General features: G+C 67.6%; 11 protein-coding genes. 3 read left to right on the top strand and 8 right to left on the bottom strand.

What is annotated here, in order from left to right; all coding sequences use genetic code 11:
- Positions 1-12: 12 nt before the first annotated feature.
- A complete protein-coding gene (locus ASC91_RS09885) occupies positions 13-1,932 on the bottom strand; it encodes an XrtA/PEP-CTERM system amidotransferase (protein WP_056195816.1) in 1,920 nt (639 codons plus the stop codon).
- Between the two features lie 249 nt (positions 1,933-2,181).
- On the opposite strand from ASC91_RS09885, the gene ASC91_RS09880 reads away from it, so the two are divergent.
- The 3 genes from ASC91_RS09880 to ASC91_RS09870 are packed head-to-tail and all read left to right on the top strand — an operon-like array spanning position 2,182 to position 5,223.
- Positions 2,182-2,562, top strand: a complete 381-nt coding sequence (locus tag ASC91_RS09880) for a GtrA family protein (protein WP_056195815.1) — start codon at positions 2,182-2,184, stop codon at positions 2,560-2,562.
- Between the two features lie 13 nt (positions 2,563-2,575).
- Complete coding sequence (locus ASC91_RS09875) at positions 2,576-3,583, top strand: glycosyltransferase family 2 protein (RefSeq protein ID WP_082532568.1); 1,008 nt, start codon at positions 2,576-2,578, stop codon at positions 3,581-3,583.
- Positions 3,580-5,223 carry a hypothetical protein gene (locus ASC91_RS09870; RefSeq protein WP_056195811.1) on the top strand — a complete coding sequence of 548 codons (1,644 nt, stop codon included), beginning with the start codon at positions 3,580-3,582 and terminating at the stop codon, positions 5,221-5,223. Before ASC91_RS09875 ends, ASC91_RS09870 begins: the two co-directional genes overlap by 4 nt.
- Here ASC91_RS09870 and ASC91_RS09865 read toward each other — a convergent pair.
- The 7 genes from ASC91_RS09865 to ASC91_RS09835 all read right to left on the bottom strand — a co-directional run bounded on the left by ASC91_RS09865 (position 5,178) and on the right by ASC91_RS09835 (position 13,538).
- Complete coding sequence (locus ASC91_RS09865) at positions 5,178-6,290, bottom strand: TIGR03088 family PEP-CTERM/XrtA system glycosyltransferase (RefSeq protein WP_235531935.1); 1,113 nt, start codon at positions 6,288-6,290, stop codon at positions 5,178-5,180. The two genes, ASC91_RS09870 and ASC91_RS09865, sit on opposite strands and share 46 nt — an antisense overlap.
- 110 nt (positions 6,291-6,400) lie before the next feature.
- Positions 6,401-7,681 carry a nucleotide sugar dehydrogenase gene (locus ASC91_RS09860; protein WP_056195807.1) on the bottom strand — a complete coding sequence of 427 codons (1,281 nt, stop codon included), beginning with the start codon at positions 7,679-7,681 and terminating at the stop codon, positions 6,401-6,403.
- Positions 7,682-7,723: 42 nt separating this feature from the next.
- Positions 7,724-9,283, bottom strand: a complete 1,560-nt coding sequence (xrtA, locus tag ASC91_RS29365) for an exosortase A (RefSeq protein ID WP_056195804.1) — start codon at positions 9,281-9,283, stop codon at positions 7,724-7,726.
- Positions 9,280-10,473: a TIGR03087 family PEP-CTERM/XrtA system glycosyltransferase gene (locus ASC91_RS09850; RefSeq protein ID WP_056195801.1), complete on the bottom strand. Its 1,194-nt coding sequence runs from the start codon at positions 10,471-10,473 to the stop codon at positions 9,280-9,282. Before ASC91_RS09850 ends, xrtA begins: the two co-directional genes overlap by 4 nt.
- A 10-nt stretch (positions 10,474-10,483) precedes the next feature.
- On the bottom strand, positions 10,484-11,533 hold the full coding sequence (locus ASC91_RS09845; RefSeq protein WP_056195799.1) for a FemAB family XrtA/PEP-CTERM system-associated protein: 1,050 nt from the start codon (positions 11,531-11,533) through the stop codon (positions 10,484-10,486).
- Positions 11,534-12,427 carry an XrtA system polysaccharide deacetylase gene (locus ASC91_RS09840; RefSeq protein ID WP_200955257.1) on the bottom strand — a complete coding sequence of 298 codons (894 nt, stop codon included), beginning with the start codon at positions 12,425-12,427 and terminating at the stop codon, positions 11,534-11,536.
- Positions 12,428-12,440: 13 nt separating this feature from the next.
- Positions 12,441-13,538 (bottom strand): XrtA/PEP-CTERM system-associated ATPase, encoded by a 1,098-nt coding sequence (locus ASC91_RS09835; RefSeq protein WP_056195797.1) that lies wholly within the window; start codon positions 13,536-13,538, stop codon positions 12,441-12,443.

The raw sequence follows: 13,538 nt of genomic DNA, 5'->3' as shown, positions 1-13,538 counted from the left end.
TCTTGAAATCGTTCAGGCCGCGGCGCGCGCGGTTGCGGCGCCCAGGCCTGCATTGCGCAGGAAGGCATCGAACATCAGCAGCACCCACAGCGGCTGGGCGTGGTCCATCACGCCGCGCTCATGCTGGTCCAGCAGGCGGCCGATGACGGTCGGGTTGAACCAGCCCGTCTGGGCCAGCGCGCCCTGTTGCAGCGCCTGGCGGGTCTGCTCGCGCAGCGGGCCACGCAGCCAGCGCGCCAGCGGCACGGCGAAGCCCATCTTGGGCCGGTAGAGCACATCGTTCGGCAGCATGGGCTCCAGCGCCTTCTTGAAGATGTACTTGCCCTCCTGACCGCGCAGCTTCAGGTCTGAGGGCAGCGTCGCCACCCACTCGACGAGTTGGTGGTCCATCAGCGGCTCGCGCACCTCCAGGCTGTGGGCCATGCTGGCGCGGTCGACCTTGGTGTTGATGTCGCCCGGCAGATAGGTGTGGATGTCCAGGTACTGGATCAGCGCCAGCGGGTCGTCGGTGTTGGCGCGCTGGGCGTGATGGTGGAAGACCTCGCTGGCATGCCAGCCCTGCAGGTCGCGCTTGAAGGCGTCGCTGAACAGCTCCTGGCGCAGCGGGTCGCGCACCAGGCCCATGGTGTTGAAGTAGGCATCGACCGAGTTGCGGGCGATGGCCTGGAAGGTGGTTTTGGCACGGAAGACGCGCGGTGCCCAGTCGGCTTTCGGGTAGAGCTTGGCCAGCGGGCCGAACACGCCCTTGCGCAGGGCCAGCGGGAAGGCGCTGCGCATGCGCTCTTCCATCATGTGCATCTTGTAGCGGCGGTAGCCGCCCAGGCTCTCGTCGCCGCCGTCGCCCGACAGCGCCACCGTGACGTGCTTGCGCGCCAGCTCACAGACGCGGTAAGTGGGAATGGCCGACGAGTCAGCATAGGGCTCGTCGTAGAGGTGGGCCAGCAGGTCGACGAGGCCGAAGTCGTCGCTGCTGACGACCTCGACGCGGTGGTTGGTGCGATAGCGGTCCGCCACCTGCTGGGCGAACTCGGTCTCGTTGAACTTGGGGTCGTCGAAGCCGATGGAGCAGGTGTTGACGGGTTGGTCGTCCAGCTGGGCCATGGCCGCGACGACGGCGCTGGAGTCCACGCCACCGGACAGGAAGGCGCCCAGCGGCACCTCGGCCTTCAAGCGCAGCTTGACCGACTCGGACAGGCGCCGGCGCAGTTCCTCGGCGGCCTCTTCCTCACCGATCTTGGCGTCGAGCGTGAACTTGACGTCCCAATAGCGCTGCGGCGTGCCGATGGGCTGGCCGCGCTTGACGAGCAGGCGGTGGCCGGGGGCGAGCTTCTGCGCGTGGCGGTAGATGGTCCAGGGGTCGGGCACATAGCCCAGCGCGAAATAGGCCTCGACGGCGCGCGGGTCGATCTCCTGGCGCAGGCCGCCGTGGGCCATCAGGCTCTTCAGCTCGGAGCCGAACAGCAGCCAGCCGTCCTCGGTCATCGCGTAGTGCAGCGGCTTCACGCCCAGGCGGTCGCGGGCCATGAAGAGGCAGTCGCGCTTTCGGTCGTGGATCATGAAGGCGAACATGCCGCGCAGGTGGTGCACGCAGTCCTCGCCCCAGTGCTCCCAGGCGCGCACGATGGCTTCGGAGTCGCTCTTGGTGCGGAACACATAGCCGTGGCCGCGCAGCTCGTCCATCAACTCCAGGTAGTTGTAGACCTCGCCGTTGAAGACCAGGGCCACCGTCTTGTCGTCGTTGAAGATGGGCTGCTGGCCGGTCGCGATGTCGATGACCGACAGGCGCCGGTGGCCGAAGCCCACGCCGGGCTCGATGTGCAGGTCGCCTTCATCCGGCCCGCGGTGATGCTGGGACTCGTTCATCCGGTGCAGACGCTCGCGCTCGGGGAGGCGCTGGCCGCGGGTATCGAACAGACCGGTGATGCCGCACATGGGTTGGACCTGGTTCAGCCAATCATTGGGTAAAGCCGCGCCTGCCGAAACGGCAAGGCACGGGGAAAGGCGGATTCTTACCGAGCTTGGTGACCGCGCCGGGCGTTCGCTGTCCCTGGTGTGATGTCAGGCACGGGTTATCCCCCTGTCCGGGGGATGCTTGACCCGCGGGCAACGGGGGCTGCGGCCTGCCGGCAACGCCGATACTTCGGCGCCCTCCACCGCCCTGCTCCCAAAGCGCCGGCCATCTTGATCGCCCAGCTGTTCTCCTTCCTGTCCGTCGGCGTGCTCGCCACGGGCCTGCAGTACGTGCTGACGGCCGGCCTCGTGCTGGCGGGCTGGCTGCCGCTGGTGCCGGCATCCACCGTGGGTTTCCTGGTCAGCGCGACGTTCAATTACTGGGCCAATGCACGCCTGACCTTCGCCGCCCAGGGCAGCGCTGCGCGCAATCGCCCCCAGCAGTTGCGCTTCATCGCCATGGTGGCCCTGGGCTGCGCGCTGAATGCCGGCCTGCTGCGCGTCGCCGTGTCGCTGGGCCTGCACCCCGTCTTGAGCCAGCTCATCGCCACCGCCGGCGTGCTGGCCAGCAATTTCACGCTCAGCCGCCTCTGGGTGTTCCGCAAACCTTGACTGCCATCCCGCCATGGAACTGATCGACCCCGCCCAATTCCACCGTGCCAGCTGGGCCGGCGCCCAAGCGCCGGTCGTCAACTTCGTGCTGCCCTGCTACAACGAAGAGGCCGTGTTGCGCGAGACGGCCAGCCGCTTGGGGCTTTTGCTGAACGAGCTCAAAGCCGAAGGCCTGATCGCCGCGGCCAGCTCGGCCTACTACATCGACGACGGCAGCCGCGACGGCACCTGGGCCCTCATCGAGACGCTGGGCCGCGAGCGCGATGACGCCTGTGGCATCAAGCTCAGCCGCAACCGCGGCCACCAGAACGCGCTGCTGTGCGGGCTGATGACGGTGAGCGGCGACGCACTGATCAGCCTTGACGCCGACCTGCAGGACGACCTGTCCATCATCCCGGACATGATCCGCGCCTTCCGCAATGGCGACGAACTGGTCTACGCCGTGCGCCGCCGCCGCGACACCGACACCTTCTTCAAGCGTTTCACGGCGGAGGGCTACTACAAGGTCCTGGCCATGATGGGCGTCGAGGTCGTCTTCAACCACGCCGACTACCGGCTGATGGGTCGCCGCCCGCTGGAGGCGCTGCGCAACTATGAGGAAACCCACCTCTTCCTGCGCGGCATGATTCCCCAACTCGGCTACCCCAGCAGCGTCGTCAGTTTCGACCGCGCCGAGCGCTTTGCCGGCGAATCCAAATACCCGTTATCCAAGATGCTCAGCCTGGCCTGGCGGGGCGTCACATCGTTCTCCGCCGCACCACTGCGGGCCATCACGGGCCTGGGCGCCATGGTGTCACTCGTCAGCGTGGCCTTCGGTCTTTGGGCGTTGTTCATCAGGCTGTTCACCGAGGTCGCCCTGCCCGGCTGGGCGTCCACGGTAATCCCGATGTATCTGCTCGGCGGCATCCAGTTGCTCAGCCTGGGCGTCATCGGCGAGTACCTCGCCAAGGTCTACGAGGCCAGCAAGCAGCGCCCGCGCTTCCATGTGGAGGCCATCACGGGCCACTGGGGCCAGAAGTGAGCGGCACGGCGCAACGCGCCCGCCCGCTACAGCTGCTGGGCGTCGGCCTGGCGGTCGCGCTGGCCTACGCCTGGCTGTGCTCGGCGCTGAAGGTCGATGACGTCGACCGCTACTGGCACGAACTGGGTGCCAACAGCTTCTTCTGGGACCTGGGCCACCTGTGGATGCAGCCGCTGGCGATGCTGCTGTATCGCGCCACCGGCGGCGTGCTGGGTGTGAACCACAGCCTGGAGGCGATCAATGTCCTCTCGGTGGCCTGGGGCTGCGCGGTCTTTTTCGCGACGCTGCGGGAGGCCGGCCATTCGATGCTGAAGAGCGTCGCCGCCGTCGTCTTTGTCGCGGTCAGCTTCAATCTCCTGACCCTCGGCCCCACGGCGCACATCAAGCTGATGGTGTTCCCGCCGCTGGCGCTGGCCCTGCACCATGCGCTGCGCTGGGAACGCGCCGAGGCCGCCGGCCAGCCCGGCACGCGCGACATGATCGCAAGCGCGGCCTGGTCGGGCGTGGGCGTGAACCTGCTCGTCAGCGTACTGCCCCAGGCCCTGCTGCTGGCCCTCTTCATGCTGATCCGCGGCGCACGCCGCCGGGGCTTCATGGTGGCACTTCGCCAGACCCTGCCTTATGCGATCACGCTGGCCGTCGTGGGCTTTGCGCTGCTGCTGGCCGCCTATGTGATGGCACGCCAGACCGGCACGACGCAGGCGCAGGACCTGCTGGGCTTCACGCTGGGTGGCCTGAAGGAGAAGCAGGCCTTGCAGAACTGGCTGGTCTCCTGGAAGGAGATGCCGGTGCGCTTCGCCTTCAGCCTCATCAACAACTTCGCCTTCCTGCCGTCCCTCGGTACGCTGGGCCGGGCCTATATGTGGGGCTGGCTGCCCGATGTGCATGCGGTGCTGCCATCGTTGCTGGGCCAGGCTTTGCTGGCGGCGCTGGTGGGGCTGCTGCTGGCAGCCATCGCCGTCGTGGGTGCCCGCCAGGCGCTGCGCAGCGCCGAGCCCGGCCTGCTGTCACCCTGGGCCTTTGTGCTGGGCGCGGCGGCCTTCTCGTACTACTACAACCTCAACGACCCGGAGCACTGGTTCCAGTTCACGATGCCGGTCGCGGTGCTGGCGCTGCAGTTGCGCCGGCGTTGGCTGGACGTGTGGCTGCTGGGCGTCGCGATGCCGGCGCTGCTGGTCGTCAACCTCATCGGCTACGGCATCCCCAAGGCGCGCTTCGCGCTGGCTGAGCGCCAGCAGGCGCTGCAGGCGGCGCTGGGGCCGCAGGGCTTGTACGTGGGTTTTGCCGCCTACCCGGGTGAGCCGGACAGCAGCCTCTTCGACACGCCGGGCGTCGAGCGCTTCAACATCGACCTCGTGCAGATGAACGACACCAAGGCCGATACGGCGGCGCTGCTGGCACGCCTGGATGCGCAGGTCGATGCCGCGCTGGCACGCGGCGGTCGCGTGCTGGTGTTCCGTGCGCTGGACGAGCAGGACTGGCGCGGCCCGGTCATGCAGGTGGCGCTGGCCGGCTTGCCGCGCGCCAAGCTGCGCGAACACCTGGCGGCGCGCTATGCGATCAGCGGCCCGGTTGATGCCGGCGGGTTCCCCGCCTACGAGCTTCGGCCGCGCGCCGCCGACGCGTACAAGGCCCCATAGGCGGCGATCATGCCGTCCAGGCTGAACTGCGCCCGTACGCGGGCCAGCGACGCCTCGGCCAGACGCTGGCGCAGCGCCGCATCGTTGACGAGCCGGGCCAGCGCCGCGGCGAGCGCAGCGCTGTCCTGCACCGGCACGAGCAGGCCGTTCGCGTCGTTCTCCACCAGTTCGGGGTTGCCCCCCACGTCCGTCGCGACCGGCGCGCAGCCGCAGGCCATGGCCTCCAGCAGCGTATTGCTGATGCCTTCGGCCTGCGACGGCAGCGCAAAGATGTCGAAGTTCGGCAGCAGGGCCGCGACATCGCTGCGGTCGCCGGGCAGCCAGGCCTGATCGGCTGCGCTCCGTTCGGCCAGCCGCGCGCGCGCCGCGTCGAACAGTGGGCCGCCGCCGAGCATCACCAGGCGCAAGCGCGGCCAGTCGGCCGGGCAAAGCTCGCGCAGGCTCAGGAAGGCGTTGACGAGGTTGAGCGGGTCCTTCACGGCCTGCATCCGTCCCACCGCGCCGATGACAAGATGCTCGCCGCGGCGATAGGGCCAGGCCTCGGGCGGGACGGCCGCGGGCATGAACCGCTGCGTATCCACGCCGTTGCAGATGCGCTGCACGCGCTCGGCCGCAAAGCCGACCGGGCCGGTCAGATAGGTTTCGATGGCCTTGGACAAGGCCACGAAGCGATGCACGCCAGAACCGTAGACACGGCGCAGGCGCTGGTTGGTGCGGCTGACGCCGCCGAGATCGTTGACGTCCCAGCCGTGCTCGCTGTGAACCCGCAGCGGCACACGGGCGGCCCAGGCCGGCAGCTGAAACTCCATCGCGCCGAGGTTGCGCGTGTGCACGACGGCGGGGCGCAGCTCGCGCAGCAGCCGGTAGACACGCGGATAGAGCCAGAAGCCCTGCCCTGGCGGCTTGTTCAATGCGATGAACTGCGTGCCGGGCGCTTTCACCCGCTCCTTGAACGCAGTGATCTCGGTCACCGCCACCACCGCGTGCCGGAACGCCGGCAGGTGGTTGATGACGTTGACGACGCCGTTCTCCAGCCCGCCGGTGTCGAAGCGGTGCAGTAGGTGCACGACCAGGGGTCGCAGGTCCGCTTGCACAGGTCAGCGCCGCCCGGCCGCCCGTAGGCGCTGACGCGCCCCCTCGGGGGGCAGCGTGCGAAGCACGCGTGGGGGCTCCATCCTTACAGGCGCCAGAGGCGGAAGCCCGCGTCCACCAGCGCCTTGGCGTCGAAGGCGGCCTTCACGTCGATGAAGGCGCCGCCCTTGACGAGCTTCTTGCCAATGTCCGCGGCGCTGAGGCCGGCGTACTCGCGGTGCGACACGGCGGCCACGATGGCATCGGCCTGCGGCAGGTCCTCGAACTTCATCAGCCGCACACCGTACTCGTGCATGGCCTCCTCAGCCTCGGCCTGCGCATCGGTGACGAAGATCTCGACGCCGTAGGTCTTGAGCTCGTTGATGATGTCGATGACCTTGGAGTTGCGCAGGTCGCCGCAGTTCTCCTTGAAGGTCAGGCCCAGCACGTTGATGCGCGCGCCTTTCACCGGGCTGCCGCTGGCGATCATCTGCTTGATGGTCTGCTCGGCGATGAACTTGCCCATGCCGTCGTTGATGCGACGGCCAGCCAGGATGACCTGCGGGTGGTAGCCCAGCATGTCGGCCTTGTGCGTCAGGTAGTAGGGATCGACGCCGATGCAGTGGCCGCCCACCAGGCCCGGCTTGAACTTCAGGAAGTTCCACTTCGTGCCGGCCGCCTCCAGCACCTCGGAGGTGTCGATGCCGAGCTTGTCGAAGATGATGGACAACTCGTTCATCAGCGCGATGTTGAGGTCGCGCTGCGTGTTCTCGATGACCTTGGCGGCCTCGGCGGCCTTGATGCTGGACGCGCGGTGCACGCCGGGCTCGACGATCATCTCGTAGACCTTGGCGACCGTGTCGAGGGTCTCGGGTGTGTCGCCGGACACGATCTTCAGGATCTTGGTGAGCGTGTGCTCCTTGTCGCCCGGGTTGATGCGCTCGGGGCTGTAGCCGACGAAGAAGTCCTGCTTCCATTTCAGGCCCGATTCGCGCTCTAGCACGGGGATGCAGACCTCCTCGGTGGCGCCGGGGTAGACCGTGCTCTCGTAGACGACGATGGCGCCCTTCTTCATGTGGCGGCCGACGCTGGTGGAGGAGCCGATCAGCGGGCGGAAATCGGGGATGTGGGCCTCGTCAACCGGCGTGGGCACGGCGACGATGATGACGTCGGCCTCGGCCAGCATCTTGGGATCGTCGGTGTAGACGGCGTGCTTGGCCGCCTGGACTTCCTCGTCCGTCAGCTCGCGGCTCGGGTCGGTGCCGCGTTGGCAGGCTTCCACCTTGTTCTTGGCGATATCGAAGCCGATGGTGCGCACCTGCTTGCCGAACTCCACCACCAGGGGCAGGCCCACGTAGCCCAGGCCGATGACTGCGAGCGTATTCATGGATCGTTTCTCGTTGCTGTGATTTTTGAAGGCGCGTGATTGTCACTGCTGGCGCGCGGCGTCGCGGTCGCGCACCCCGCGCAAAGCGGTGTCCAGACTGCCCCAGTGCGCGTGCAGGAATTCGCGCAGCAGGGCGTCATCAGCGCCGGCGACGGTCTTGTCGGCATAGACCAGGATGACCGCCGCATCGTCGCCGTGGCCCAGCAGACTCTGCCAGGCGCCATAAAGCTTGGCCTGCCAGTCGCTGGTGAAGGGCCGGCCGTTGATCCAGTAGATCTGCCAGACGCGCAGCCGCGGCGCCATGTTGCCGCCGCCGCTGACCTGGTTCAGGGCCTGGCCGCGCAGCTCCCCGGTGCGCCAGGTCAGGCCGTCCAGCTGTGCCTGGCCGGCGCCCGTGCGCGACCATTCCTTGTCGTCCTCGTCATTGACGAGGTCGTTGACTGAGGTGACGAGCTGGCGACCATAACGCTGGTCGCGGTAATAGCCGACATAGACCCCCACCGGCGCGTCGCCGGTGGCGGGCGCGAACCGGCCACGCAGGACCGCTCTGGGGTTCTTGAAATGGGGGTTCCAGTTGGTCAGGGCTTCGGGCGACCAGGTCCAGCCCGCCAGTTGAGGCGCTGCAAGGCTGGGCTCGCCATGGGCACCCGAGTGCGCGGCCTGGGCCCGCATGCCCGAAGGCAGGGCCGCCAGCAGCAGCGCCGCCACCAGGACCGTCGCGAAGCGCGCAGGCGACAGCCCCAGTCCGGCCGCATCCGGCGAGGCCAGCACGGGCTCGGGGTCGGGGTCCGACCAGCGCGCCCCGATCATGAACATCGCCAGCATGATGAGTCCGAAGAAGACCCAGCCGTAGATGATGTGGTCTACGCCCACGGCGAGCTTGTTGCCCGAAAGATGGCCCAGCATGACGATCATGTAGGCGCGCAACCAGTTGGCCACCAGCGGCGTAACAATGGCCACGCCCACAAAGGCCCACCGCTTGCCGGTCGTGCGGTAATTCAAGTAGGCGAACAGCGTGCCCACCATGACCGAAGCCATCAGGTAGCGGATGCCGCTGCAGGCTTGCACCACGGACCACGAGCCCGACGGAATGACGAACTGCAGCGCCTCGCGGAACACCGGGATGCCGGTGGCGCGCAGGGCAACGATGGTGAAGTCGGCCGTGCGCTCCATCAGCCAAGGCGTCAGGAAGTCGCCGAAAGGCACGGCGAAGAACAGGAAGCCCAACGGGAAGGCAATGCGCCCGGCGGCCTGCGTGCCGATCAGCGCAGGCACCAGGGCCACGGCCATGCCGAGCAACGCGAATTGAGTTGCGGCATTGGCGGCGGCAAGGTCACCGATCAGCCACAGCAGGCCCAGGGGCAGCAAGGCCAGCAACCACCAGGGCGCTGGCCGCGGCGTGATCGACGCCAGCTCGGCGCGCCGACGCCAGACCAGCCAGGCCGAGATTGGCGGCACCACCCAGGCATGGGCAAAGGTCTCGGAACGGTTCCAGATCTCGACCATGGCGGCGCCGGTCGCGAAATACAGGATCGCGAGCAGCCCCCAGGCCAGGGCCAGGCCGAGCAGGGGCAGTCGCCAGGGCTTGGGCAGGGTGATCAAGCAACCTCCAGGTAGCGGTCCAGGCCAGCCAGATGGGCGTCCCAGCTGTAGGCGCCGAGCACGAAGTCGCGCGCCGTACGGCCGGCCGCATTGGCAGCCTCGTGATTGGAAAGCAGCGCGCCGAGGCGTTCGGCGTAGTCCGCTTCGGTATCGGCCGGCTGCAGCCCAGGCTGCACACCCGCCGCGATCGCACGCACGCAGGTACTGGCTGCGACAACCGGACGTGCCATGGCCATCGCCTCCAGCACCTTGTTCTGAATGCCACGCGCCAGCCGCAGCGGCGCCACAACCGCGGCCGCGTATTGCAGATACGGTCGCACGTCGGGCACAGTGCCGGTCACGTTGATGGTGTCGCCAGCGAGCGCCTGCACGGCGGGCGCCGGGCTGCGACCGACGATGTGAAAGCGCAGTGCGGGAAAGCGCTCGCGCAGCGCGGGCAGGATGTCGCTGGCGAACCAGGTCACCGCGTCGACGTTGGGCCAATAGTCCATGGCGCCAGTGAACACCAGCGGCAGCTCGCCGGACGCAAACGGGTTGGTGCGCGCCGCGTCCGGCGTGAAGAAATCGGCATCGACGCCGTTGCCCAGGGCCGCGAGGCGTAGCTCATGGCCGGGGCTCAACGCGCGGAACAGCGCGACTTCGTTGTCGGTGACGAAGAAGCTGCAGGCGGCGCCTTCTGCCACGCGCTGCTCGAAGCCAAGCAGCTTGGCGAACTCGCGGCGGTAGAGCCAGGACATCGGCCAGGCATGCTCGGGTGCGTAATCGCGCCACTTGGCGGAGTCGACGTCGACGAAGTCCACCAGCGTCTTCACGCCCTTCAGGCCGTGCGTGTATTGCGCCATCACGCCGCTGAAGACGACGACGGCATCGAAGCCGACACGGGCCGCGGCGTCGTCCACCCAGGCCTGCAGGCCGGCGTCGCGGTAGTACGGCAGGCTCAGCGCCTCGCCGCTGAGCAGGCCGCGCAGGCTCAGCAGCTTGGCCGAGCGCGGGTTCAGGCGCGCCACATGCACGTTCTTGCACAGCGCGCGCACGCGCGGCAGGTGCTGCTCGTCATCGGGGTCGTCGAGGAAGGTGCCGAGATGGACCTCGTGCCGCGCCGCCAGGTGCTTGAGCAGATGGTAGGAGCGCACCTTGTCGCCCTTGTTGGGCGGGTAAGGCAGGCGGTGGACGAGGTAGAGGATCTTCATGATCCGACGTTCACCCGAGGTTCTTCACGATGAAGGGCCCGAGCCAGTTCGCAAAGCCGATGGGCAGCTTGCGCCAGGCCTTGATCATCAGCTGGTACTTGGGGTTGTTCGGGTTGTTCTGGGGAATCGCGTCGCGCTTGAACAGCCGGTACTCGTAGCTCAGCGGCTGCGGCTCGAAGCCCCAGTTCTTCTTGAACGCATAGGGGCCGGTGCCCTGCTTGCTGCGGCCGTAATCGAAGACCTTGAGGCCCCGGGCGCAGGCCCGGCGCATCAGCTCCCAATACTTGAAATCGTTCGCCGCCAGGTCGCGTGCCGCTTCGTCATCGCCCGCGTAGTAAGGCATGCATTCATCGCGGAAGTAGAAGGTGAGCACCGTCGACAGCGGCTTGCCGTTGGGGGCCGTGACGGTCAGCACCTCGGCGTCGGGCCCGAACTCGGCCAGCAAGGCCTGGAAATACTTCTTGGGCATGGCCGGCGTGCCGTGGCGGTGCACGTTGTCGGCGTAGAGGTCGAAGAAGCGGTCGACATTCGCGTCGATCTCGGCCTTGAGCTCGTTCTTGATGCCCTTGCGCACCATCGCTCGTTGCTTGCGAGGGATGGCCAGCATGTTGGCCTCCTCCTCCGCAAGGATCTCCTTGCGGAAGGTCACGTAGAGATCCTGGCGCGGCCAGTCGGCGTGGCGCGTGGGGCCGAGGTTGCGGTATTCGAGGTGCTCGGCGCCCTGCCCTCGCGCGATCTTCTCGGCCTCGGCCTCCAGCGCTGCGGTGGCCTCGTCGTTCAACGCGGCCACGCCGCCATAGACGCCGAACGGCAGGCTCGTGACCGAGTGGCCGAACAGCCGGCTCTTGACCTCGGCCAGCGGCAGCACGCCCTCGATGACACCGTCTCGCTCGGCGTAGAGGAAGAATCCCTTGTGGCCAAACACCGACTGGATGATGCGCAGCCAGCCGCTGCGGTGGAAGAAGGTCGCTTGCGGGTGGGCGAAGACGAAGGCGTCCCAGCGCGCGGACAAGGCTTTGTCTTGCGCGGCCAGGCGCGCAATGCGAAGGGGGGAGTTCATTCAGGCCGGGCTCAGCGAGGGCGCCGGAGCGCGCGGGCTGGCCTCACGGCCGAGGAAGATCTCGTCCATCCGGCCCCAGCGGAAATCGCCGAGCAGCCGCGCGATCCGGTCGTGGGTGCGCGGGATGTTGACGTAATGGCGGAAGCGCGTCTTGGCGTTGATGCCGGGGATGCGCGGCTGCTCGCTGTCGATCTCCCACGGATGGAAGTAGAAGACCGCTGGCTCGCCGTCAATCTCGTTGACGCGGCGGATCATCCAGCGTGACAGCGCATAGGGCAGCAGCCGGAAATAGCCACCGCCGCTGCTGGGCAGGTTGCGCGAGCCCATGCGCAGGGTGGTCACCGGGATCTCGAGCAGGCCCTCACGCACCGGGTAGGCGAAGCGGGGCGAGTCGGGCATGCCGTAGTGGTCGTGGGCGATGGGGTAGACGCTGCTGGAGTAGCGGTAGCCGGCATCGCGCAGCACGTCGAAGGCCCAGAGGTTGGCCTTGCCGATGGAGAAGCTCGGCGCACGGTAGCCGATGACGGGCACGCCGCCCAGGTCCTCGAGCATTTTCTTGGCGCGGCTGATGTCGTCCAGGAAGGCCGTCGGGCTGAGGTCGCTGGCACGCTCGTGGCCATAGCCATGGCTGGCCAGTTCGTGCCCGCCGGCCACGATGGCCTTCACCACCTGCGGGTAGCGCTCGGCGATCCAGCCCAGCGTGAAGAAGGTGGCCTTGACCTGCTTGGCGGCCAGCAGCGCGAGGATGCGCTCGATGTTGCGCTCGACGCGGCATTCCAGGCCGTTCCAGTCCTCGCGCTTGATGTAGGGCGCGAAGGCAGAGACCTGGAAGTAGTCTTCCACGTCAATGCTCATCGCATTGCGCAGGGCCGGAGTCTTGGTGGGCATCAGCATGATCGGGACTCCATCAGTGCTGCTTCACGGCGTCCACCAGCTTCTGCAGCAGCGCCAGCGTCTGGAGATTGATGCGCTCCAGCCGCATCATGCTGCGCTCCAGGCGCTGCAGGCGGTCGGTGTGGTGATCGGCGCTGAGGGCCGCGATCTCGCTGGACAGGCCATCGACCTCGGCGACGCTCAACTTCAGCCTGGACACGTCCAGTGCGCCTGGTGCACTGTCCAGCGCACCGGGGCGGCTGTCGGGCAGTTTGGCCGGCGTGCTGTCCAGCGGGCTGACGTCGCTGTGGCGCGGGATCTCGCTCTCCTGGGCGATGTCGCGCAGCACTTCCTTCACGTCCGCCAGCGTCAGATGGCTGCGGCCCTGCATGAAGCCCAGCAGCAGCAGGCGGTCGCACAGGCGATTGATGCGGCGTGGGATGCCGTTGCTGGCCTTGTGGATGGCCGGGAAGGCGTCGTGGTCGAAGGTCGGCTTGCCGGCGGAGCCCGCGCACTTCAGGCGGTGCTCCATGTAGCGCTGGGTCTCGTCTTCGTCCAGCGGGCCGATGTGGCAGGTCGCCGCGACGCGCTGGCGGAACTGTTCCATCTCGGGCTTCTGCAGGATGCCGCGGAACTCGGGCTGGCCGACGAGAAAGGTCTGCAGCAGCGACTGGTTGGCAAACTGGAAGTTGGACAGCATGCGCAACTCCTCGACCGCGCGGGCCGTCAGGTTCTGCGCCTCGTCGACGATGAGCAGGCAGCGCTTGCCCTGGGTGACCTGGTTGACGAAGAAGGCTTCCAGCGTCATCAGCAGCTCGGACTTGGGCGCATCCTTGACGCGCACGCCGAAGGCCGCGCCCACCATGCGCAGTGTGTCCTCGGCGTCGAGCTGGGTGGTCACGACATTGCCGATGACGACGTTGCTGCGGTTCAGGCTGTCCAGCAGGCCGCGCAGCAGCGTGGTCTTGCCGGCACCGATCTCGCCGGTGATGACGATGAAGCCGTCATTGCGCAGCACGCCATAGTCCAGGTACGCCTTGGCCCGGCGATGCTGCTTGCTGCCGTAGTAGAAGTTCGGGTCCGGGCTGAGCTGGAAAGGCTTGCTGCTCAGGCCATAGAAGGCTTCGTACAT

Origin of the sequence: Pelomonas sp. Root1237 (assembly GCF_001425055.1) — a bacterium.
Taxonomy (GTDB): domain Bacteria; phylum Pseudomonadota; class Gammaproteobacteria; order Burkholderiales; family Burkholderiaceae_C; genus Pelomonas.
Note: the sequence above shows the minus strand (reverse complement) of the source record. Positions and strands in the feature narration are given on the sequence as shown.

Excerpts from the sequence above, each read along its gene's own strand:
- ASC91_RS09885 (WP_056195816.1), bottom strand. The coding sequence starts at position 1,932 with ATGTGCGGCATCACCGGTCTGTTCGATACCCGCGGCCAGCGCCTCCCC.
- ASC91_RS09875 (WP_082532568.1), top strand. The coding sequence starts at position 2,576 with ATGGAACTGATCGACCCCGCCCAATTCCACCGTGCCAGCTGGGCCGGC.
- ASC91_RS09860 (WP_056195807.1), bottom strand. The coding sequence starts at position 7,681 with ATGAATACGCTCGCAGTCATCGGCCTGGGCTACGTGGGCCTGCCCCTG.
- ASC91_RS09850 (WP_056195801.1), bottom strand. The coding sequence starts at position 10,473 with ATGAAGATCCTCTACCTCGTCCACCGCCTGCCTTACCCGCCCAACAAG.
- ASC91_RS09845 (WP_056195799.1), bottom strand. The coding sequence starts at position 11,533 with ATGAACTCCCCCCTTCGCATTGCGCGCCTGGCCGCGCAAGACAAAGCC.
- ASC91_RS09840 (WP_200955257.1), bottom strand. The coding sequence starts at position 12,427 with ATGCTGATGCCCACCAAGACTCCGGCCCTGCGCAATGCGATGAGCATT.
- ASC91_RS09835 (WP_056195797.1), bottom strand. The coding sequence starts at position 13,538 with ATGTACGAAGCCTTCTATGGCCTGAGCAGCAAGCCTTTCCAGCTCAGC.